This is a genomic window from Cellulomonas shaoxiangyii (genome assembly GCF_004798685.1).
Lineage (GTDB): Bacteria > Actinomycetota > Actinomycetes > Actinomycetales > Cellulomonadaceae > Cellulomonas > Cellulomonas shaoxiangyii.
In genome coordinates this window covers 1,124,587-1,146,372 of the sequence record NZ_CP039291.1, presented here as the reverse complement: position 1 = coordinate 1,146,372, position 21,786 = coordinate 1,124,587, and the positions used below count along the sequence as shown (strand labels likewise).

Genomic DNA, 21,786 nt, shown 5'->3' with positions numbered 1-21,786 from the left:
CTCGTCGTGCGGGATCTCGCCGGGTGTCAGCCGCCCAGCTGCCCCTCGGCATCGATCGCGCGCTGCAGGGCCTCGTCGAGCCGCTGCTGTGCCTCGCCGTACGCCGCGAAGTTGCCCTCCGCGAGCGCCGCCTCGCCCTCCTCGATCGCCTGCTGCGCGTCGCGCAGCGCGGTGTCGAGGGCGGTGCGGGCGTCGCCGGCCGGCGCCTGCGCGCCGTCGGTCGGCGTCGGGGTCGGCTCCGGCGTGGCGCCCGTGCCGGGATCCTCCGTCGCCGGTTCCTCACCGGCGTCGGGCGGTTCGACCGGCGACGCACCCGCATCACCGGCGTCGGCACCGGAGTCGCCGCCGAACACCTGGTCGAGCGCGCCGTCGAGCGTCTGCGCGAACCCGATCTGGTCGCCGAACGACACGAGCACGCGCTGCAGCAGCGGGAACGTCGTGCCGCTGGACGCCTGCACGTAGACGGGCTGGACGTAGAGCAGCCCGCCGCCGACGGGGAGCGTCAGCAGGTTGCCGCGCCGCACGGTCGAGTCGCCGCGCGCCAGGATGTTGAGCTCGTTCGACACCGTCGGGTCGGCGGTGAAGTTCGCGCTCGCCTGGCCCGGTCCGGGCACCGTCGAGTCGCGTGGCAGCTCCAGCAGCCGCAGCGTGCCGTAGCCCTCCGCCACCTCGCCGGGCGTCGACCCGGCGTCCGCGTCGACCGCGAGGTACCCGGTCAGCACGTTGCGGGCGTTGCCACCGCCGGGGATGAACGTCGACATCAGGGAGAACGTCGCCTCGTCCTCGCCCGGCATCTGCAGGGTGAGGTAGTACGGCGGCTGCGCGACCTCCGCGGCGTTGGACGTCGTCGGGTCGGCCGGGTTCTGCCAGAAGTCGTTGCCGGAGAAGAACTGGCCGGCGTCGGTCACGTGGTACTGGTTCAGCAGCGCCCGCTGGACCTTGAACAGGTCCTCCGGGTAGCGCAGGTGGCTCATCAGGTCGCCGCTGATCTCCTCCAGCGGCTTGAGCGACGTCGGGAAGACGTCCGACCACGCCTGCAGCACCGGGTCCTCGGTGTCCCACGCGTACAGCTCGACCGAGCCGTCGTACGCGTCGACCGTCGCCTTCACGGAGTTGCGGATGTAGTTGACCTGCTTGGGCAGGAGGGCCTCGACCGTCGTGCTGCGCTCCGTCAGGGAGTCCGTCGTGGCCTCCTCGAGGGAGCGGGTCGCCGCGTACGGGTACTGGTCCGACGTGGTGTACCCGTCGACGATCCACTTCACGCGCCCGTCGACCACGGCCGGGTACACGCGCCCGTCGAGGTCCAGGTACGGCGCGACCTTGGCCACGCGGTCACGCGGGCTGCGGTCGTAGATGATCTGCGAGTCCTCGTTCACGCGCTCCGAGAACAGGATCTGCTCGTCGCCGAACTTCAGCGCGTAGAGCAGCTTCTGCCACATGCCGCCGACGGACGGGCCGGCGGACTCCTCCTGCGTCGGGAAGCGGAACGGCACGGAGCCGGTGCCCGTGGTGTCGTCCGGGTAGTCGAACTCCCAGCCGTCGGTGCCCTCGGGGCCGCCGACGATCGAGTACTCGGGCGAGAGCTGGCCGAAGTAGATGCGCGGCTCGTACTCGCCGAGCTGCCCGACCGGTCCCGACGACGGGATGCCGCTCTCCCAGAACTCCGGCGCGCCACGCGCGCCGCGCGTGTTGCCGTAGGCCGCCACGACGCCGTAGCCGTGCGTGTACACGGTGGTGTCGTTGGTCCAGTTGCGCTGCTGGTCGCTCAGGCCGGCCTGGTTGAGCTCCCGGACCGCGATCACGGTGTCGCGGCTCTCGCCCTCGACGGTGTACCGGTCGACGGCCAGCGACTCCGGGAAGTCGTAGAAGCCGCGGATCTGCTGCAGCTGCTTGAACGACGGGGAGACGATGTTCGGGTCGAGCAGGCGGATGGACGCCGTCGTCTCGGCGTTCTCGCGCAGGGCGCCCGGCTCGGCCGTGACCTTCGCGTCGTACTCGCTCGTCTGCACGTCCTGCAGCCCGTACGCCGACAGCGTCGCGTCGATGTTGCGCTGGATGTACTCGCTCTCCGCGTCCTGCTGGTTCGGCTGCACCTGGAAGCGCTGCACGACCGCGGGGTACACGCCGCCGACCACGACGGCCGCGACGACCATGAGCCCCACGCCGATCGCGGGCAGACGCCAGTTGCCGGAGAACGCGGTCGCGATGAACGCGCCTGCCACCACCACGGCGGCGACCGCCAGGATCGCCTTGGAGGGGATGACCGCGTTGACGTCGGTGAACCCGGCGCCCTGCCAGCGCTGGCTGCCGGTCTGCTGCTTGGTGAGGATCGAGTACCGGTCGAGCCAGTAGTTGGCCGCGATCAGCAGCAGGACGAGCGCACCGAGCACGGACAGGTGCACGCGCGCCGCGCGCGTGGTGCGCGAGCCGCCCTGCCCGCCGATGCGCAGGCCGCCGTAGAGGTAGTGCGTCGCGAGGGCCGCGATGATCGAGAGCACGACCACGGCCATGAGGAACGACACGACGAACCGCAGGCCGGGCAGCGTGAACAGGTAGAACCCGATGTCCATGCCCCACTGCGGGTCGGTCTCCCCGACCGTGCGGCCGTTCAGCCACAGCTGCACCGTCGTCCACTGCTGGGACGCGGCGCCGCCGGCGAAGAGGCCCAGCACGACGGGCCCCACGATCAGGACGAGCCGGCGCAGCGGCTCGATGGCCTCGCGGTACTGGTCGAGGCTCGCCTGCTCCGGCGTCGACGGCGCGTACACGGGCCGCGAGCGGTAGGCGTACCTGAGGGAGAAGCCGACGGCCGCGGCCATCACCGCGAAGCCGAGCACGAACAGCAGGGCGCGCGTCACCCACTCGGTGCGGATGACCTCCGTGAAGCCGAGCTGGCGGAACCACAGCACCTCGGTCCACACCTGGGCGAGCACGAGCACGAGCACGACCAGGGCGGCCAGGACGATGAGCGTGGGGACCAGGGGGCCGCGGCGGCGCGGCGCGTCCGGTCGTGGGCGGGGCGGGGAGGCGAAAGTCACGGCGTGGCGTTCCTCGTCGATTCTCGGGAGTTCCTCGGGCCGGCGCGCGGCCCGTCGTGCGGGGACGGGTCGGTAGGTCCCGTCGCCTGGCGAACGTGCCGCGGCGACCACAGGTTCCCACACGGTTCGGCCCGCGGGGCGTCCCGGGCGTCGCGGGTGCGACGATGGCCCGCGTGAGCACCGTCCCCGCCCCGGAGCCGACCCCCGACCCGTCGTCGGAGCCGGCCCCCGACACCGGTCCCGACGCCCGCGCGGCACGCGCCCTCGCCGACGCGGTCCGCGAGATCGAGCACCACGTGGCCGCCGCCGGCTGGGACGCGCCCGTCCGCGTCTTCGCGCTCGTCCGCACGCAGGCGGCGCTCGCGTCGGAGCCCGGCCTGGCCGCCCAGCTCGACCCGGCCGTCCTGGCCGCGGCGCAGGCCGACGACTGGCACCTGACGTCGGTCGAGCAGGAGGGCCTGCCCGCCGCCGGCGACCTCGAGGGGCTGCTCGCCGGCCTGTCGTGGCCTCCCGCGGTCGACGGCGCGGCCGTCACGGTCGAGCGCGTCGTCCTGCCCCCGGGCGCGGAGGCGGACCTGCCCGAGGACCCCGAGGCCGCCGTCGCGGCGCTCCTCGCCCACCCGGCGCGCGAGGACGTCCGGCTCGCCGTCGGCGTGCTGCGCGGCGGGCCGGCGTGGTGCGCGCTGCGCACGCGGGCCAACGACAGCGACGACGCGGTCGGGCAGGGCCCCGACCTCGTGCCCGGACTCGTGGAGGCGGTCCGCGCGACGCTCGAGTGAGGCGCCACCGGGCGCCGAGCACGGGACCCGGCGGCGGCGACGTCAGCCGGCGGTGCAGGTCGGCAGGTCGTCGCCGGTGCCCGCGCCGATCGCCGTCATCGCCTCCCGCGCCTCGTGCAGCGTCTCGACGCGCACCACGCGCAGCCCGTCGGGCACGTGCCCGACGACCTCGTCGCAGTTGCCGGCCGGCGCGAGGAACCACGAGGCACCGTCCCGCTCGGCGCCGGCCATCTTCTGCCGGATCCCGCCGATCGGCCCCACCGCGCCCGTCACGTCGATCGTGCCGGTGCCCGCGATGACCTCGCCGTCCGCCTCGTCCTCGGGCGTCAGCAGGTCCACGATGCCGAGCGCGAACATCGTCCCGGCGCTCGGCCCGCCGATGCCGTCGATGCTGATCTCCACCTCGACGGGCAGGTCGAACGACGGGTTGACGAAGACGCCGATCTGCGCGCCGCCGTCCTCCCGCTCCCCCGTCGTGACGTCGACCTCGACCGGCTGCGAGTGCCGCGTCACCGTGAGCGTGACGACGTCGCCCGGCTCGATCTCCGCGAGCCGGGCGATGAGCGTCTGGTAGTCGGGGAGCTCCTCACCGTCCATCGCCGTGAGGATGTCGCCCTCCTCCAGCTTGCCCTCGGCGTCCGTGCCCTCGACCGTGCCGGCCACCACGAGCGTCGCCGGCACGTCGTAGCCCAGCTCCGTCAGTGCCGCGACGGTCGCCGTCTCCTGGGAGGTCACCATGAGCTCGGTGTTCGACTCGTCGATCTGCTCCTGCGACACGTCCTGCGGGAAGACCTCCTCGACGGGACGGACGACGGACGTCGGCGAGGCCCACCCGCCCAGCACCGTCGACACGTACGACGGGTAGCCCGGGCCGCCCGTGCCGGAGATGGTCGTCAGCCGCAGCTCACCGCTCGACGGGTGGGTCTCGGCCCCGTCGACCTGGATGAGCGGGGTGCCGTCCGCCTCGCCGAGCACGTCGCGCGTCGGGCCGGGGCTCGTCACCGCGTACGGCGCGGGCAGCACGACGAGGACCCCCGCGAGCGCGGACGTCAGGAGCATGCCGAGGGCGAGCACGAGCGACCGCGGCGTCGCCCGCGGCCGCTCGTCCGGGGCGGGCGGCGCATCCGCGTCGGGGTCGGCGGGTCCGTACGGGTCCGGCTGGTCGTCGAGCACGAACCGATCATCCCGCACGCCGCGGGGTGCGGCCGCGTGCGGGCCGGTCCGCCCTCAGCGAACCGGCGGGCGCGGCCTGCCGGCCGGGGGCGCGGCGTGGTTACGGTGGTCCCCCCGAGCCAGGAGGCCCGCATGAGCCCCGACGTCACCCCGGGTGGCCCGCAGCAGCCGGACCCCGAGCAGTGGGAGCAGGTGCTGCGCGCGATGCTCGGCCCCGCCGCCGACGACGCCATCGCGCAGATGCGCGCCATGGGCGTCGACCCGTCCGCCATGGCGGCCGCCTCCGGCCTGCCCGCCGACCCCGCCGCGCTCCAGGCCGCGATCGCGCAGGTGCAGCGCATGCTCGCCACCTCGGGCGACGAGCCCGTCAACTGGGGCATGGCCCACGACCTGGCGCGGCAGCAGGCCGCCCAGGGCGGTGACCCGTCCCTGTCCCCCGGTCGTGCCCGCGAGGTGATCGACGCCCTCGCCGTCGCCGAGCTCTGGCTCGACGCCGCGACCGACCTCCCGCCGTCGTCCGGCCGGCCCCGCGCGTGGAGCCGGGCCGAGTGGGTCGAGGCGACGCTCCCCACCTGGCGCACCCTCACGGAGCCGGTCGCCGTCTCGTTGTCCGCAGCGCTCGCGGACGCGCTGCGGCCCGCGCTCGGGGACGGTCCCGACGGCGTGCTCGACCTGCCCGGCCTGCCCGCCGGCATGCCGTTCGGCGACCCGGTGCAGCTGCTGCGCGGGCTCGGGTCAGCCGTCTTCGGCCTCCAGGTCGGCCAGGCCGCCGGCACGCTCGCCCGCGAGGTCTTCGGCACCACCGACATCGGCCTGCCGCTGCTCGACCGGCCCGCCCCGGCGCTCGTCCCGACCAACGTCGACGCGTTCGCCGAGGGCCTGGACGCGCCGCTCGAGGAGGTGCGCCTCTACCTCGCGCTGCGCGAGGCGGCGGCCAACCGCCTGTTCGCGCACGTCCCGTGGCTGCGCGCGCACCTGCTCGACGCGGTCGCGGCGTACGCGCGCGGCATCGAGATCGACGTCGACCAGCTCGAGGAGGCCGTGCGGTCCATCGACCCGACCGACCAGACCGCCCTGCAGGAGGCGCTGTCGGGCGGCGTCTTCGCGCCGCGCACGACACCCACGCAGCAGGCCGCGCTCGCACGCCTCGAGCTCGCGCTCGCGCTCGTCGAGGGGTGGGTCGACGAGGTCGCGACCGCCGCCGCCGCGCCCCACCTGCCGCACGCGGTGGCCCTGCGGGAGATGGTCCGCCGGCGCCGTGCGGCCGGCGGCCCGGCCGAGCAGACGTTCGCGAGCCTCGTGGGCCTCGAGCTGCGACCCCGCCGGCTGCGCGACGCGGCGGCCGTGTGGGCGCACCTCGCCACGACGCGCGGCATCGACGGCCGCGACGCCGTCTGGGCGCACCCCGACCTCGTGCCGACGTCGCAGGACCTGGACGACCCGGCCGGCTACGACGCCCGGCGGCAGGCCGAGGTGGAGGGCAGCGCCGACCTCGACCGCGCGCTCGCGGAGATCCTCGGCGACGCGGACGGGACCGTGGACGGCGGCGCTCGCGCCGGGACGGGCAGCGGCCCGGGCGCCGCGGACGCGTCCGACGACGAGGCGCGCGACGGGTCGGACGGCCCGTCCGACGACGAGCGGCCGGGGGGCCCGGTCACCATCTGACGCGCGGGGCGGCCGGCGGACGCGTCGCGCGGCGCCGTGCCGCCTGCGCTCCGGCAGTCATGGCGCGACTGGTGCCGTCCGGTCCGCGCAGGGCGCCCCGTGCACGGCGGGTCAGCGCAGGGCGCGCCGCGTGCCGGGCCGGGCCGCGGGGACGTCGGGTCGCGGCGCGGCCACGTCGTCCGGGGCGGCGTCGTCCGCCGCGTCCGTCCCGGGGACCGCGGCGCCGGCTGCGGCGTGCACCGGCACGTCGAGCGCGTCGGCGGCGACCGCGTCGTCCCCCAGGTCGAGGTCGACGGCGACGTCCTCCACGCCCTCGTCGCCCACCGCGTCGTCGGCGTCGTCGCCCGCCGCGTCGTCCCCGACCGCGTCGTCCCCCACCCCGTCGTCGGCAGGCTCGTCGGCCGGGGGGCCGTCGCCCGGGGTGCCGTCGCGCAGGAAGGCGTAGCCCTCGAGGAAGCCCCGGGCGCGCTGGGTGTGCGGGTAGGGGGTCAGCTCGGCCCAGAAGGTCGGCCCGTGGCCCGGCTGCAGGAGGTGCGCCAGCTCGTGCAGCAGGACGTAGTCCAGCACCCACCGCGGCATGCCCCGCACGCGGTCGCTGATGCGGATCGTCCCGTCGGACGGCGTGCACGACCCCCAGCGGCGCCCCTGGTTGGACGACCACCGGACCGTCGACGGCACGGCGCGGCCACCGAGGTAGCGCCGGGAGAGGTCCTGCGCCCGCGCCAGCAGCTGCGCGTCCGACGGCCGCCGGCGCCGCTCCTGCGCGACCAGGCGCTCGACCATCCGGCCGACCCACTCGCGCTCCTGCGCACGCGTGAACCGCGCGGGGATCGCGACGACCGTCCGCTCCCCCTCGCGCCACGCGCTGACCGTGCGCACGCGCCGGCGCGACCGGCGTACCTCGACCGCGGGCGCGGCGACCACGCGCGGGTCCGGCTCGCGCGGCGTCGGCATGCACGCACGCTAGCGCCCCGGTGCGCACACGCGGGCGCGACTGGCCGGGGCCGTTCACCCGTCCGGCACGGCGTGGCACCCGCGTTCGCCACGATCCGGGTGCGGAGTGCGCACTACTGTGAGAACGCACGGTGGCCGGCGACGGTGCGGTGCCCGGGCGGCCTCCCGCCGTCCCGTGTCGGGAGCACGAGGAGGGACCACATGGCCGAGACCTGGGCAGGCGAGTTCTACTGCGTCAAGTGCAAGGAGAAGCGGGAGACCGAGGGCGAGGTCGTCGTCTCGGAGTCCGGCCGCCGCATGGCGAAGGGCACGTGCCCCGTCTGCGGTACGAAGCTGAACCGCATCCTCGGCAAGGCCTGACGCATCGCGGGCACCTGCCCGCGTCACACGCTCACGAGGGCACCGTCGGCCGCGACGGTGCCCTCGGCGCGTCCGGGCCCGTGGCGCCGGGGTCACCGGCCGGCCGGCACACCGCTGCGCAGGCTGTGGACGACGCCCGGCGCTCGTGCGAGCCCCCTGCCAGGGTGGCGCCGTGACCGGCACCCCCCTCCGCCTGCGCCCCGGCCTGCGCGTGCTGCCCCGGGGCGGGGACGCCCTCCAGGTGGGGCTCGACCCGCGCTGGGCCGTGGTCCTCGACGGGCTCGACCAGGCCGAGGTGGCCCTCTGGTCGCGGGTCGACGACACGACCGACCTGGCCGCCCTGGCCGCCGCCGCCCCGCGGGCGGGGGTCGACGCCGTGCGTACCCGCGCGGCCGTGGCCGCGCTGCACGCGGCCGGGCTCGTGCGCGCCGACCCGCCCCGGTCCCGGCTCGTCCGCGGCCCCACCGCCGCCGACGCGGCCGCGTGGTCCGTGCTGCGCGGCGACGGGGAGGGCGAGGACGTCGTGGCGGCACGGGCGCGGGCCGTCGTCGGGGTCGTCGGCCTCGGCCCCACCGGCGCCGGCCTGTCGCGGTTGCTGGCCGCGGCGGGCGTCGGCACCCTGCTCCTCGACGACGACGCACCCGTCCGGTCGGTCGACGTCGCGGCGGGAGCGCACCGGTGGAGCGACGTCGGCACGCCGCGCGCGACGGCCCTGCGCAGGGCGCTGCGGGACGCGGCGCCCGGCGTGCGGGTGGACGGCGACGCCGACCCGGACGTCGTGGTCGTCGTGGAGCGCGACGCGGCCGACCCCGCCCGGGCGGCGCTCCTGACGTCGAGCGGCGTGCCGCACCTGTCCGTGGTCGTGCGCGCGACCGACGCGCTCGTCGGTCCGTGCGTGCGCCCCGGCGCCGACCCGTGCCTGCGGTGCCTCGACCTGCACCGCACCGACGCGGACCCGGCCTGGCCGCGCCTGCTCGCGGCGGCCACCGCGCGCCCGGACTCCACGGCGGGCGGTCCGGCCGCACCGCCCGGGGAGGTCGGCGTGCTCGCCGCCGCGTGCGCCGCCCTCGCCGCCGCCCAGGTCCTGGCGCTCCTCGCCGGCACGGTGCCCCTGCTGTGCGGCGCGACCGCCGAGCTCACCGTCCCCGACGTCGTGCCGCGGCTGCGCCCGTGGGCGCCGCACCCCGACTGCGGGTGCACGCAGCCGCCCGACGTCCCGGGACGTCCGACGACGCCGGGACCCGCGGGCACACGGCACGCGGGACCCGGCGTCGAGGCGTGACGCCCCGGGGCCGATCAGGCGGCGGCGTCCTTGCGGGGCCGGCCGCGACCACGCTTGGTGGGCACGACCACACCACCGACGAAGACCTGCCCGCCCCACACGCCCCACGGCTCCGCCCGCTCGACGGCGCCGGCGAGGCAGCCGTCGATCAGGGGGCACGTGCCGCAGAGCGCCTTGGCGCGCTCCACGTCGGCCTGCCGCTCCGCGAACCACAGCTCGGGGTCGTTCGACCGGCACGGGATGAGATCGGCGACCATGCGGTCGAACTGTCGGGTGTCGTCCGTGGTCGCGGTGCTGCCGGCGGGCCACGGGCCGGATCCGCCGTGGTCCACGGTGTCGAGCAGCGTCGTGAGCCGCACGATGTCCTCCTGGTGTCCTCATGGTTGAGCTGTGGTGCGTCGAGGTCGGATCGACGGGCCGCTCAACCCGGCAGGAGCCGGAGAAAGGAGAAGGCCGCGGGATCCGAGTTCGGACTCCGCGGCCATCGCGCCGTGCGCGTGGGCTTACAGAGTCCTGTGTCGCAGATCGATGCCGGACGTCACGATGCGCCGACGGCGGGCAGGCGTCCCGGCGGTGGGCAGGCTGCCGCCGCTGAAGGTGTCAGCGGTGGGCGCGAGAGTCCGCACGTACGCGTGCTGCACATCGGCGACGCCGATCATCGTCATGCTCTTCATCTCTGCACCCACCTCCTTCAGGGCTCGGGTCCCGCCTCCTCGGCGGCACCTCGCGAACAAGGACGTGACCACCCTAGGGGCGCCGCGACGGACGTCACAAGGAATTACCGCAGTTCGCCGGAAGAAGTTCCGAGGACCCTGCGTCGCGCGCCGGGAATGCCCGTCCTCGGCCGTGTCGTCCCCCCCGGGCGCGGTGTCGCAGCCGCCGGGCGGCACCCCGTCGGGCGCTCAGCGACGCGGCGGACGACCGCGCCCGGCGAGGACGTCCGCGCCCGCGACCACGCGCAGCAGCTCGGGGCCGTACTCGCGCAGGCGCGTCTGACCGAGGCCGTGCACGTGCTGCAGCTCCGCGGGGCCCGTCGGCATGGCGGACGCCACGGCCTCGAGGGCCACGTCGGGCAGCACCCGGAACGCCGGCACGCCGCGGTCGGCGGCCACCCCCGCGCGCCAGGCGCGCAGCCGGTCGAGCACGGCGGGGTCCGGGGCACCGGGCGCCCCGGCGTCGGCGCCGGTCCCCGTGGCGGGACGACCCGTCGCCCCCGCGGCCCACGAGCGCACGCCGGCGACCGTGGCGCGGGCACCGCGTCCGCCCTCGCCCGACCACAGGCCGTCGAGGAACCGCGAGCGCCGGCGGTTCGCGCGCGACCCCGGCGTGCGCGCCCCGGCGTACGACAGCTCCAGGTGCCGGCGCGCACGCGTCACGCCGACGTACAGCAGGCGGCGCTCCTCCGCGACGGCGGCGTCCGACTGGGCGAGCGAGATGGGCATGAGGCCCTCGCTGAGGCCCACGAGGAACACGGCGTCCCACTCCAGGCCCTTCGCGGCGTGCAGCGACGCCAGCGTGACGCCGTCGACCGTCGGGGCGTGCTGCGCCGCCGCGCGCTCGTCGAGCTCCGCGACGAGGTCCACCAGCCTCGCCCCGGGGTGCGTGGTGGCCAGGTCGTCGGCGAGGCCGACGAGCGCCTGCATCGCGTCCCACCGCTCGCGCGCCGCACCACGAGCCGCCGGCGGCGTCGGGGCCCAGCCGGCCGACGTCAGCACGTCCCGCGTCGTCTCGCCGAGCGGGACCCCGGGGTCGGCGGAGCGCGCACCGCCGCGGAGCAGGACGAGCGCGTCCCGCACGTCCCGGCGGGAGAAGAAGCGCTGGCCGCCGCGCACCTGGTACCCGACCCCCGCCGCGGCCAGCGCCTGCTCGAACGCCTCGGCCTGAACGTTGGTGCGGTACAGCACGGCGATCTCGCTGGCGGGCACGCCCGACGCCACCAGCCGCGCCGCGCGCGCCGCGACGCCCGCGGCCTCCGCGTCGTCGTCGTCGTACGCCGTGAAGCGGACGGGCGGGCCGTCGGGCTGCTGCGCGACCAGGTGCAGCGGCTGCGGGTCGCCGGGACGGCGGGTCGCCGTCAGCACGCGGTTCGCGAGGCCCACCACCTGCGGCGTCGAGCGGTAGTCCCGCACCAGCCGCACCACGGTCGCGCGCGGGTGCTGCCGCGTGAACGTCAGCAGGTGGTGCGGCGAGGCGCCCGCGAACGAGTAGATGGTCTGGCTGGGGTCGCCCACGACGCACAGGTCGTGCCGACCGCCGAGCCACTGGTCGAGCAGGTGCTGCTGCAGCGGGCTGACGTCCTGGTACTCGTCGACGACGAGGTGGCGGTACTGCGTGCGGACCTCGTCGGCGACCTCGCCGCGCTGGGCGAGCATCGCCGCGAGCAGCAGCAGCACGTCCTCGAAGTCGATGACACCGCGCTCCGCCTTGACGTCCTCGTAGGCCGTCAGCAGGCGCGCGACCGCCTGCGGCTCCTGACCGGCCGGAGTCGGCCGGCGCACGGCCTCGGCGGCACGCTGGTAGTCGTCCGCGGTGACGAGCGAGACTTTGGCCCACTCGATCTCGCTCGACAGGTCGCGCACCGACACGCGGTCCACCGCGACGCCGACCCGGCGCCCCGCCTCGGCGACGATCGGCGCCTTCTGCTCCAGCAGCCGTGGCGGCGCACCGCCGACGACCCGCGGCCAGAAGTGCCCCAGCTGCCGCAGCGCGGCCGCGTGGAACGTGCGGGCCTGCACGCCATCGGCTCCCAGATCGCGCAGACGCACCCGCATCTCCCCCGCCGCGCGCGCCGTGAACGTCACGGCGAGCACGGAGGCGGGCCGGTACACGCCGGTGCGCACGCCGTAGGCGATGCGGTGCGTGATGGCCCGCGTCTTGCCGGTGCCCGCGCCGGCGAGCACGCAGACGGGCCCCGTGAGGGCGGTGGCGACCGCCCGCTGCTCGGGGTCCAGCGCGTCGAGGAGGGAGTCGGCGGACATCGGCCCCAGTCTCGCAGCCCCCACCGACAGCGACGGACGCCCCCAGGGTGACGAGAACCGCCGAACGTCGGCGCCGCCCGGGCCGGCCGCCGCGCGCGAGGACGAGCGCGGCGGCCGGCCCGGCGCACGTCGGCGGCACGTGGCACGCTGCCGTCATGAGCGAGACGACGCCGGCCCCGGGCACCGTGACGATGTACTCCACGACGTGGTGCGGCTACTGCCACCGGCTCAAGAAGCAGATGGACGCCGCGGGCATCGCCTACGACGTCGTCGACATCGAGCAGCAGCCGGACGCGGCCGCGTTCGTCGAGTCCGTGAACGGCGGCAACCAGACCGTGCCGACCGTCGTGTTCCCCGACGGCTCCGCCGCCACGAACCCGTCGCTCGCGGAGGTCAAGGCGCGGCTCGCCGCCTGACGTCTCCCGGACGCGGCCGGAGCACGCGCTGCGGCGAGCCGCGCCGGCCTCAGGCCTCGATGCGCCCGCCGAACCACTCCTCGACGAGCGCACGCGCGATGGACGCACGCCCCGGCAGCAGGAGCGTCCCCGCGCGGACCGCCGCGGTGAGCTCGGCGCGGGTGTACCAGCGCGCCGCGGTCACCTCCTGCCCGTCGACGGTGACGTTCGTGCGGACCGCGTGCGCGCGGTACCCGAGCATCAGCGAACCCGGGAACGGCCACGGCTGGCTGCCCCGGTACTCGACCCGGTCCACGACGACGTCGGTCTCCTCGCGCACCTCGCGACGCACCGCCTGCTCGGCGGACTCGCCCGCCTCCACGAACCCCGCGAGGGTCGAGTAGCGGCCCTCCGGCCACGTGGCGGCGTGCCCGAGCAGGAGCCGGTCCGCGTCGTCCACGACCGCCATGATCACGGCGGGGTCGGTGCGCGGGTAGTGCTCGGAGCCGTCGACGTCGCAGACCCGGGACCAGCCGGCCTGCGCGACGCGGGTCGGCGCCCCGCAGCGCGGGCACCGCGGGTGGCGGTCGTGCCACGCGTCGAGAGCCACCGCGGTCGTGGCCAGGCCCGCGTCCCGGGCGTCGAGCGCGGCGCCGACGACGCGCAACGAGGCCCACCCGTCGCCGGTGCCCGCCGCGCCGCCGGCGCGTGTCGCGCCCGCCGGGGCGTGCACCGCTGCGTCCGCCGGCCCCGTACCCGCCGGCACCGGAGCGTGGTCCGGCAGGCGCAGCGCGAGGACGCGTGCGCCGTCGTCCTCCGCCCCCAGCAGCAGCCAGGCGTCGAGGGGCACGGCGTCGACCCCCAGCACCGCCTCGGCCTCGGCGCGCACGTCGGCGACCGTGTACCAGCGCACGCCCGCGGGCCCGTCGGTGCGGATGCCGCCGTCCCGCACCACGAGCACGCGCGTGCGCGGGTCGGCGAGCGCGGCCGGCACCGCCTCGGGCTCCGCACGCAGGAGTGCCGCACGGTCGGTGCGGCTGCGCGCGAGCGGGAGGTCGACGAGGAGCTCGGGGTTCACGCGGTCACGCTACGCGGCGGCCCCGACGGCCGCCCGGCCGCCCCGGGGCGGCTCCCACGACCCTCGCGGTGCCCGAGCGGCGCCGGCCGCCGCGCACCCGGCGTCCACCCGGCGTCCACGGCGAGGCCCGCGTCGGACGAATCGGACGCCCAACACGCCCGGGCACCGCCACGGCCGACGGGCCCCGCCGACCTACGCTGGCAGACGTGAGCCGTTCGCCCCTCGCCCTCGCCGCCCTCGCGACCGTCGCGATCCCCGGCCTCGACGCGTACGACGTCCGCCGCCCCGCCACCACGGGCAGCGACTTCGACGTCGCGGTCGTCGTGGACTCCGTCCGTCGGCGGTGGGTCGTGCGTGCGCCGCAGCACGCGGGGGCCGGGGCGGCGCTCGAGGCCGAGGTCGCGCTGCTCGAGGCGCTCGCACCGCACGTCGACGAGGGTCGCCTGCCGTTCGTCGTGCCCCGGCCGGTCGGCTTCGCGCACCTGCCCGAGGGTGGTCGCGCCTGCGTCCACCGCGAGGTCGTCGGCCGGCCGCTGCGGCTCGAGACGTTGCGCTCGGGTCCCGGCCTGGCCGCGTCGGTCGGCCGCGCCGTGGCGGCCGTGCACGAGCTGCCCACGGCCGTGGTCGAGGACGCGGGCCTGCCCGTCTACGACGCCGCGGGGTACCGCGACCGGCGGCAGGCGGAGGTCGACGATGCGGCACGCACCGGGCTGGTGCCGCCCACGCTCCTGCGCCGGTGGGAGGAGATGCTCGAGGACGTCGCGCTGTGGCGCTTCCGGCCCACCGTCGTGCACGGCGACCTCACGAGCGCGCGTGTGCTGGTCGCGGACGGCGCCGTCGCGGGCATCCTGGACTGGGGCGGTGCGATGGTCGCCGACCCGGCGGACGACCTGTCGGCGCTGCTGGTGGCGGCGCCGGAGGATGCCGTCGACGCGATCCTCGAGTCGTACCTGCTGCGGCGCACCGAGCTGACGGACCCGCACCTGGCGGACCGGGCGATGCTCGCGGGCGAGCTGGCGCTCGCCCGCTGGCTGCTGCACGGCGTGCGCAGCGGTCGCCGCGACGTCGTCGACGACGCCGTGGAGATGCTCCGCGACCTCGACGAGCACACGCGCGTCGACGACGAGGCGACCGCGGCCCTCTGACGCGCACCGCACCACCCGGCGCTCACGCGCCCGGCACCGGCGCGGCCGCCGCCAGCAGGGCGGCGATCTCGTCCTCGTCGGGCAGCCGGTCGGGCGCCACCGTCACGCCCGCGCCGACGTAGCAGAAGGCGGCACGCACGAGAGCCGGGTCGGTGCGCGTCCAGCGGGCCCACGCGAGCCGGTACACGGCGAGCTGCAGCGCACGCGACTCGCGTTCCGCACGGTCCGGCGGCGGCGCGCCGGTCTTCCAGTCGACGACGACGACGGCGCCCGGCTCGTCCGGGCGGTCGGGGTCGGCGAACACGGCGTCGATGCGCGACCGCAGCACGTAGCCGCCCACCGTCGTCTCGACGTCCACCTCGACCGCGACCGGCGTCCGGTGCGCCCAGGGCGTGCGCAGGAAGGCCGCCCGCAGCTCGGCCTGGTCGGCGTCCACGGGGGCGGAGTCGTCGTCGGCGCCCGGCAGGTCGTCGAGGTCGACCAGGGTGGCGCTGCCGTACCAGGCCTCGACCCAGGCGTGGAACGCGGTGCCGCGCCGCGCCTGGCGGGACGGCTCGCGCGGGACCGGACGACGCAGGCCGAGCGCGAAGTCCGCGGGGTCCGCGTCGAGGCGGACGAGCGAGGAGGCCGAGAGGTGCGCCGGGAGCGGGACGCGGGCCTCCCCTCCGCGCCGTTCCGCCTGCTCGGCGAGGAGGCGGTCCGCGAGCGCGTCCCAGTCGTCGTCGGCCGGCCGGTCCGCGCCGGGGTCCCCGTCGTGCGCCACCGCCGGGGACGGTGCGGCGGCCCCGGACGGTGCGGCCCGCGTGCCCGGCCCGTCCCCCGCGTCGTGCGGCGGCTGCTGCTGCAGGGCGGCGAGCACCGAGGCGGCCGCGGCCTCGACCGCCGGCCGGCGCGGTGCGGCGCCGTCCCGCGCGAACGGGTCCGCCGGCCACACGGCCGTCTCGACGAGCGCGGCCCGCGGGTTCGTCTCGTCGGGCGCGGGCTCGTCGGCCCACTCCTGCACGAGCGCGAGACCCGCGTCGACGAGGTCGGACAGGAACGGGGAGACGCGGCGCGGCGACTTGGCGTCGGCCCACCGCGCGGCGGTGAGCAGCAGGCGGTCGCGCGCCCGCGTGACCGCGACGTACGCGAGCCGCCGCTCCTCCGCGACCTCGTGCTCGCCCGCGTCGTGGGTGAACCGCACGATCCGCTCGTGCAGGTCCTTGGCGTCGGCCGCGCCGGCGCACTCGAGGCGCGGCAGGTCCTCGGCGTCGCCGCGCAGCGGGTACGGCAGGACGCCCAGCCCGGTGAGCCAGCCCGAGTCCTTGGGCCCGTCGGCGCCGAGCATCGGCGTGGCCGGCAGCCCGCCGTCGACCATCCCCGCGACCGCGACGACGTCCCACTCCAGGCCCTTCGAGGCGTGCACCGTCATGAGCTGCACGGCGTCCGGGTCGGGCTCCGTCACGGGCAGCTCCAGCCCGTCCTCGCGGGCGTCGGCGGCCTCGAGCCACGCGAGCAGCGCGCCCAGGCTCGGCCGGTCCGCGCCGCGGGCGAAGTCCGCGACGACGTCCGCGAAGGCGTCGAGGTTCGCGCGGGCCCGGCCGGCGTCCGCATCCGGACGCGCCTGCACCTCGATGTCGAGGCCGATCAGCCGCTCCGCCTCGTTCACGAGCTCGGGCAGCGACAGGCCCTGGTGCGTGCGCACCGCCCGCAGCACGCCGGCCAGGTCGCGCAGGCGGCGCCGCCCCACCGGGGTGAGGGACCGGCCCGCGGGGCTCCGCCAGCCCTCCCGCGGCAGGTCGTCGAGCGCGTCGACGAGGCTGCGCTCGTCGACGACGTCCGCCTGGACGCCCCCGCCGCGGGGGTCGCGGACGCCGTGCGTGCGGGCACCCTGCCGCGCCCAGTCGCCGAGCGCGTGCAGGTCGGCGGCACCCAGGCGCGTGCGTGCACCGGTGAGCAGCCGCACGAGCGCGTCACCGCGCGTCGGGTCGTGGGCCGCCTGCAGCACCGCGACGAGGTCGACCACCTCCGGTGCGGCGAGCAGTCCGCCCAGTCCGACGACCTCGACCGGCAGCCCCTCGGCGCGCAGCGCTCGGCGCAACGGCTCGAACTGCGAGCGCTTGCGGCAGAGCACCGCGGCCGTGCGACGCCCCCCGGGGTGGCCGGCGGGGCGCCACTGCCCGGCCACGAAGGCCGCCACGGCGGCCGCCTCCTCCTCCACCGTGGCCGTCACCGCCGCGAGCACCGTGCCCGCGCCCGCGCCGGGGCGCGCGCGCAGCTCCGGCACGTCGACGCGTGCGCCGGCGGCGCGCAGGGGCGCGGCGACGTGGTTCGCCGCGGCGAGCACCGCGACGTCGTTGCGCCAGGACGTCGACAGCTGCACGACGTCGGCCGGACGCCGGCGCTCGCGCGCCGCACCACCACGGCGTCCCGGCTCGCGCTCGACGACGGGGAACATCTCCGGGAAGCGGGCCAGACCGGCCGGGCTGGCGCCGCGCCAGCCGTAGATCGACTGGTTCGGGTCGCCGACGGCCGTGACGGGGTGGCCGCCGGCGAAGAGCGCCGACAGCAGCACGAGCTGCGCGTACGACGTGTCCTGGTACTCGTCGAGCAGCACGACGCGGTACCGGGCGCGCTCGGCGGCGCCCACCTCGGGCGCGTCGCGCGCGATCCGTGCCGCGAGCGCGACCTGGTCCCCGAAGTCGAGGGCGTCGGAGGCGCGCTTGCGGGCCCGGTAGTCGGCGACGAGGTCGAGCACGCGGGCGCGCTCGCCGAGGGAGGCGACGAGTGCGCGGGCCCGCGCCTGCGGAGCCCGGCGGTCCTCGCCCACGGGCGTGGCGGCGAGGTCGGCGGCGAGTGCCTCGATGCGAGCGCGCGCCTCGGCCGGCTCGAGGAGGTGCTCGTCCAGCGCCCCCGCGAGCGAGAGCACCGCGTCGACGACCGTCGACGTCGCCGCCGCCGTCTCGAGGTCCCCGGTCCACGACTCGACGACCTGCGCCGCGAGCTGCCACTGCGCGGCCTCCCCCAGCAGCCGGGCGCCCGGCTCGACGCCGAGCCGCAGGGCGTGGTCCGAGACGAGGCTCGCCGCGTACGCGTGGTAGGTCGACACGTGCGGGCGCGCGAGCTCGTCGAGCACGTCCGCCCCGGTCGGCAGGGCGACCCCCTCGCGGGCGGCGGCGCGTGCGAGGGCCCGCAGCCGACGGCGCACCCGCTCGGCGAGCTCGCCGGCGGCCTTGCGCGTGAACGTCAGCCCGAGCACCTGCTCGGGCGCCACGAGCCCGTTCGCGACCAGCCACACCACGCGGCCGGCCATCGTCTCGGTCTTGCCGGAGCCCGCGCCGGCGACGACGAGCGACGGGCGCAGCGGCGCCTCGATGACGCGCCTCTGCTCCTCGGTCGGCGGGTGCTGGCCCACGAGCAGCGCGATCCGCTCCGCCGAGAGCGCGGGCGGGGCGGCGCCGGGCGCCGCCGGGGCCTCGGTCGGGACGGCACTCACGCGACCACCTGCCCACCCTCGCCGCGCAGCGGGCACGCCCGCCGGACGGGGCAGCGGTCGCACAGCTCGTTGGTGCGCGCCTCGAACGCCGAGGCGGCCATGCGGTCGGCGACCTCGTCGACGAGCGCGCGCGCCCAGCTCGGGCCGTCCGTCTCGGGACCGAGCGACGCCTGGCGGCGCTCCGTCGGCTTCTGCGAGCCCTGGGAGAGGTAGACCAGGTGCGCGCCGGTGCTGACCGTGCCCGCCGGCAGCCCCGGCACCGCACCGGCGTCCACCGCGAGCTGGTAGGCGCCGAGCTGCGGGTGGTCGGCGGCCTGCGCGGTCGTCGGCACGCGCGACCCCGTCTTGAGGTCGACGACCCGCACCACCGGGCGCTCACGCGCCGCCGCGTCCCCGCCCGCCGCGCCCCCGCCCGCCGCGTCCGACACGGCACCGTCCGCGACCGCCCCGTCCGCGACCGTTCCGTCCGGCACTGCACCGTCCGGCGCGAGCCGGCCGACGAGCTCCACCCGGTCGACCGACCCGCGCACGACGGCCCGGTCCGTCTCGAGCGTGAACGGCGCCTCGACGAGCAGCGGCTCGCCGGACGTGCCCAGGTAGGTCGCGAGCCGGTCGACCATCGCGTCGGCCCGCCGCCGGGCGGCCACGGAGGGCCACCCCTCGCCGAGGCCCAGCTCGGGCCAGCGCCGGTCGAGCTCGGCCGCGAGGGTCGCACGGTCCGCCGTCGGGTGCTCCTGGGCGATCGCGTGCACCAGCGTGCCGAGCGACTGCAGCGCGGAGGACGCCGGCGTGCCGCCCGCCGACTCGAGCGCCCACCGCAGGGTGCAGCGCTGCGCCGTCTCCAACCGCGACGGCGACACGGGTACGCGGTCCTCCGGCGCCCACAGCGGTGCCGTGCTGGACGGGGCGGCGAGGCCGAACCACGCGTCCGGGTGCGCGCCCGGTACACCGGCGCGCGCGAGCCGGGCCAGCGTCCGCGCGGCGGCGGCATCGGGCGTGCCGGTCTCCCGGGCCGTGCGCTCGAGCGTCGCGCGGAGCCGGGCCACCAGGCCGCGCAGGTCGAGGGGCGCGGGTGCGGACGCGCGACGCGGGTCGGGGCCGTCGCCCGTGGGCGGCTGCACCAGGTCGAGGAACGGCGAGGGGCTCGCGTCCTGATCGTCGACCGCGGTGACCAGCAGGTGCGTGCGGGCGCGCGACACCGCGACGGTGAACGAGCGCAGCTCGTCGGCGAGCACCGCGGCCCGCGCCGCTCCCGTGTCGCCGCCCGCCGCCGTCGCCGGTCCCGCGCCGGCGGGCACCGCGCTGGCCCGGCCCGTGACGACGTCGACGAGCGCCTGCGCACCGAGCAGCGAGTCGCGCAGCCGCAGGTCGGGCCACGCGCCGTCCTGCACGCCGACGACCGCGACGACGTCCCACGAGCGACCCGCCGCGCCGGCGGGCGTGAGCACGCTGACGCCCGCCGCGCGGGAGCTGGCCGCGAGCGAGTCGGCCGGGAGGTCCTGCGCGAGGACCCACTCGACGAACGTCCCGGGCGTCGCCTGCGGGTTGCGGTCGACGAACACCTCGGCGGCCTTGAACAGCGCGAGGACCGCGTCGAGGTCCCGGTCGACGCGCTCCCCCGCCGCCCCTCCCGCGAGCGCCACGCGCCGCCACGGGTCGGCCAGCCCGGCCCGGTGCCAGACGGCCCACAGCACCGCCTCGACGTCCGCGCCGGGCGCGGCGACGGCCTGCCGGCCCGCGTCGAGCACGGCGGCCAGGCGCTCCACGGGCCGCGCGACGTGCGGCGGCAGGGTCGCGGCCCGCCCCGGGGCCTCGAGCACCTCGACGAGCAGGGCGTCGCTCGACCGGCCGCCGCCGCCCGCGAGCTCCTCGGCGCGCAGCGCCCGCCGCACGCGGCGCAGGCCGACGCTGTCGAGCCCGCCGAGCGGCGAGCACGCGAGGCGCGCGGCGGTCTCGGCGTCGAGCGGCTCGCCCACGGCGACCCGCACGGCGTCGAGCAGCGGGCGGACCGCGGGCTCCTCGCGCAACGGCACGTCGGACCCGACGACCCGCACCGGCACACCGGCCTGCGCGAGCGCACGGCGCAGCACGGTCACCCGAGCGCCCGACCGCGCGACGACGGCCATCTCGTCCCAGGGCACGCCGCGACGCAGGTGCGCCGTGCGCAGCTCGTGCGCCACCCACGCCGCCTCCTGCGCACCGCTCGGCAGCACGGCGACGCGCGGAGCGGGCCCGTCGGGCCGGCCCGCGGGGGTCGTCGCGCGGCGGTGCGCCGCCGTGCCCACCGCGCCGATGCGCTCGGTGAGCCGCGCCGTCACCGCGCGCAGCGCGGGCGTCTGCCGCCACACCGTCGGCAGCACGACCTGCCGGGCGCCGAGCTCACCCGTGCCCGTGCCGTCGGCCGTCGCCCGCGCCACGAGCGACGGGTCCGCACCGCGGAACGTCTGCACGGCGACGTCCGGGTCGCCGAGCAGCAGCAGGCGGGCGCCCCGGTCGAGGAACGCGCGCAGCAGCCGGGCGGTCGCCGCGGTGCTCTCCTGGTGGTCGTCGACCACGACGAGCCGGCGCTGCGGGCACGGCACGCCCGGCACCTCGTCGTCCCACCCGCGCAGCGCCGCGACGGCCGCGTCGACGACGACCGCCGGGTCCAGGCGCTCGCCCGCGTCGGGCGTCCCGGCGGCGAGCGCCATGACGTCGAGGTACTCCGCGTACAGCGCCGCGGCGGCGACCCACGCGGGCCGTCCGTGCCGCCGGCCCAGCGCGGCCAGGTCGGGCGGTGCGAGGCCGCGCTCGGCGGCGCGCATCAGCAGGTCCCGCAGCTCGTCGCGGAAGGCGCGCGCCGTCCGCGCCTCCGCCGGCACGCCGGCCGGCCAGACCGGTCCCGGCACCTCTCCCGCGGCGTGCCCGGCGAGCAGCTCGGCCAGGGCCCGGTCCTGCTCGGGCCCGGAGACCAGCACGGGCGGCGGCTCGCCGAGCGCACCGGCGCGGGCGCGCAGCACCGCGAAGGCCACGGCGGCCGCGGTCTGCACCAGGGGGCGTCCCGACGTGCGGCCGAGGCGCACCGCCAGCCGGTCGCGCAGGTCGCCTGCGGCACGCCGGGAGGCCGCCAGCACCAGGACGTCGTCGGGGGCGAGCCCGGCCTCGACGGCAGCCGCGGCGGCCTCGAGCGCCACCGTCGTGCGACCCGTCCCGGGTGCGCCCGTGACCAGGAGCACCGGGTCGGTCCCGGCCGCGACGCGCGCGACGACGTCCCGCTGCACCGGGTCCAGGAGGGGCGCGGCAGGCCCCGCCGCGTGCGCGCGGACGGTCGGCGGCGGCACGAGGCGCGTGGTCGCTGCGGTCGTCACGGCCCGATCCCACCACGGACCACCGACACGACCGGCACCGCACCGCCGCGCGCCCCCGGCGCAGCGCGGCCGGCACCGTCCGCGGGGCGCACGCGGGCGTGGACGGCCCTGAAACCG

The 21,786-nt window shown here is 77.5% G+C and carries 15 protein-coding genes; 6 read left to right on the top strand and 9 right to left on the bottom strand.

Annotated features, from left to right (window positions below; translation table 11 throughout):
• Positions 1 to 26: 26 nt before the first annotated feature.
• On the bottom strand, positions 27 to 3,038 hold the full coding sequence (locus tag E5225_RS05235) for a UPF0182 family membrane protein (RefSeq protein ID WP_135973661.1): 3,012 nt from the start codon (positions 3,036 to 3,038) through the stop codon (positions 27 to 29).
• 173 nt (positions 3,039 to 3,211) lie between these two features.
• Between E5225_RS05235 and E5225_RS05230 the strand changes: the two genes are divergently transcribed.
• Positions 3,212 to 3,817, top strand: coding sequence for a PPA1309 family protein (locus E5225_RS05230; RefSeq protein ID WP_279536545.1), 606 nt, complete (start codon positions 3,212 to 3,214; stop codon positions 3,815 to 3,817).
• Between the two features lie 42 nt (positions 3,818 to 3,859).
• Here E5225_RS05230 and E5225_RS05225 read toward each other — a convergent pair whose 3' ends face one another.
• Positions 3,860 to 4,990, bottom strand: a complete 1,131-nt coding sequence (locus E5225_RS05225; protein ID WP_243738243.1) for a YlbL family protein — start codon at positions 4,988 to 4,990, stop codon at positions 3,860 to 3,862.
• 132 nt (positions 4,991 to 5,122) lie between these two features.
• Between E5225_RS05225 and E5225_RS05220 the strand changes: the two genes are divergently transcribed.
• Complete coding sequence (locus E5225_RS05220) at positions 5,123 to 6,655, top strand: zinc-dependent metalloprotease (RefSeq protein ID WP_135973663.1); 1,533 nt, start codon at positions 5,123 to 5,125, stop codon at positions 6,653 to 6,655.
• A gap of 111 nt (positions 6,656 to 6,766) precedes the next feature.
• Here the strand turns inward: E5225_RS05220 and E5225_RS18195 are convergent, their stop codons facing one another.
• Positions 6,767 to 7,609 (bottom strand): M48 metallopeptidase family protein, encoded by an 843-nt coding sequence (locus E5225_RS18195; protein ID WP_135973664.1) that lies wholly within the window; start codon positions 7,607 to 7,609, stop codon positions 6,767 to 6,769.
• Positions 7,610 to 7,810: 201 nt separating this feature from the next.
• On the opposite strand from E5225_RS18195, the gene E5225_RS05210 reads away from it, so the two are divergent.
• Together E5225_RS05210 and E5225_RS05205 are read left to right on the top strand one after the other, a co-directional pair.
• The gene (locus E5225_RS05210) at positions 7,811 to 7,969 is read left to right on the top strand and encodes a DUF5679 domain-containing protein (protein ID WP_135973665.1); all 159 of its coding nucleotides are present in this window, start codon (positions 7,811 to 7,813) and stop codon (positions 7,967 to 7,969) included.
• Between the two features lie 172 nt (positions 7,970 to 8,141).
• Positions 8,142 to 9,251, top strand: a complete 1,110-nt coding sequence (locus E5225_RS05205) for a ThiF family adenylyltransferase (protein WP_135973666.1) — start codon at positions 8,142 to 8,144, stop codon at positions 9,249 to 9,251.
• A gap of 14 nt (positions 9,252 to 9,265) precedes the next feature.
• Here the strand turns inward: E5225_RS05205 and E5225_RS05200 are convergent, their stop codons facing one another.
• The 3 genes from E5225_RS05200 to E5225_RS05195 all read right to left on the bottom strand — a co-directional run bounded on the left by E5225_RS05200 (position 9,266) and on the right by E5225_RS05195 (position 12,229).
• Positions 9,266 to 9,610 carry a WhiB family transcriptional regulator gene (locus E5225_RS05200; RefSeq protein WP_279536547.1) on the bottom strand — a complete coding sequence of 115 codons (345 nt, stop codon included), beginning with the start codon at positions 9,608 to 9,610 and terminating at the stop codon, positions 9,266 to 9,268.
• A 144-nt stretch (positions 9,611 to 9,754) separates the two neighbouring features.
• Positions 9,755 to 9,916 carry a hypothetical protein gene (locus E5225_RS17430; protein WP_166435966.1) on the bottom strand — a complete coding sequence of 54 codons (162 nt, stop codon included), beginning with the start codon at positions 9,914 to 9,916 and terminating at the stop codon, positions 9,755 to 9,757.
• Positions 9,917 to 10,153: 237 nt separating this feature from the next.
• The gene (locus tag E5225_RS05195) at positions 10,154 to 12,229 is read right to left on the bottom strand and encodes an ATP-dependent DNA helicase UvrD2 (protein WP_135973667.1); all 2,076 of its coding nucleotides are present in this window, start codon (positions 12,227 to 12,229) and stop codon (positions 10,154 to 10,156) included.
• Between the two features lie 155 nt (positions 12,230 to 12,384).
• Between E5225_RS05195 and E5225_RS05190 the strand changes: the two genes are divergently transcribed.
• Complete coding sequence (locus E5225_RS05190; RefSeq protein ID WP_135973668.1) at positions 12,385 to 12,645, top strand: mycoredoxin; 261 nt, start codon at positions 12,385 to 12,387, stop codon at positions 12,643 to 12,645.
• A gap of 49 nt (positions 12,646 to 12,694) precedes the next feature.
• Here the strand turns inward: E5225_RS05190 and nudC are convergent, their stop codons facing one another.
• Positions 12,695 to 13,702: an NAD(+) diphosphatase gene (nudC, locus tag E5225_RS05185; RefSeq protein ID WP_135973669.1), complete on the bottom strand. Its 1,008-nt coding sequence runs from the start codon at positions 13,700 to 13,702 to the stop codon at positions 12,695 to 12,697.
• Between the two features lie 206 nt (positions 13,703 to 13,908).
• On the opposite strand from nudC, the gene E5225_RS05180 reads away from it, so the two are divergent.
• A complete protein-coding gene (locus E5225_RS05180; protein WP_135973670.1) occupies positions 13,909 to 14,847 on the top strand; it encodes a phosphotransferase in 939 nt (312 codons plus the stop codon).
• A gap of 22 nt (positions 14,848 to 14,869) precedes the next feature.
• Here the strand turns inward: E5225_RS05180 and E5225_RS05175 are convergent, their stop codons facing one another.
• Both E5225_RS05175 and E5225_RS05170 read right to left on the bottom strand, forming a co-directional pair.
• A complete protein-coding gene (locus E5225_RS05175; RefSeq protein WP_135973671.1) occupies positions 14,870 to 18,322 on the bottom strand; it encodes an ATP-dependent helicase in 3,453 nt (1,150 codons plus the stop codon).
• Entirely contained in the window at positions 18,319 to 21,669 is a 3,351-nt protein-coding gene (locus tag E5225_RS05170) for an ATP-dependent helicase (protein ID WP_135973672.1), read from the bottom strand. The genes E5225_RS05175 and E5225_RS05170 overlap by 4 nt, the downstream gene beginning before the upstream one ends.
• Positions 21,670 to 21,786: the final 117 nt, after the last annotated feature.

Bases quoted from the DNA above. Each gene is read 5' to 3' on its own strand.
- E5225_RS05220 (WP_135973663.1), top strand. From the start codon at position 5,123: ATGAGCCCCGACGTCACCCCGGGTGGCCCGCAGCAGCCGGACCCCGAG.
- E5225_RS18195 (WP_135973664.1), bottom strand. From the start codon at position 7,609: ATGCCGACGCCGCGCGAGCCGGACCCGCGCGTGGTCGCCGCGCCCGCG.
- E5225_RS05210 (WP_135973665.1), top strand. From the start codon at position 7,811: ATGGCCGAGACCTGGGCAGGCGAGTTCTACTGCGTCAAGTGCAAGGAG.
- E5225_RS17430 (WP_166435966.1), bottom strand. From the start codon at position 9,916: ATGACGATGATCGGCGTCGCCGATGTGCAGCACGCGTACGTGCGGACT.
- E5225_RS05195 (WP_135973667.1), bottom strand. From the start codon at position 12,229: ATGTCCGCCGACTCCCTCCTCGACGCGCTGGACCCCGAGCAGCGGGCG.
- E5225_RS05190 (WP_135973668.1), top strand. From the start codon at position 12,385: ATGAGCGAGACGACGCCGGCCCCGGGCACCGTGACGATGTACTCCACG.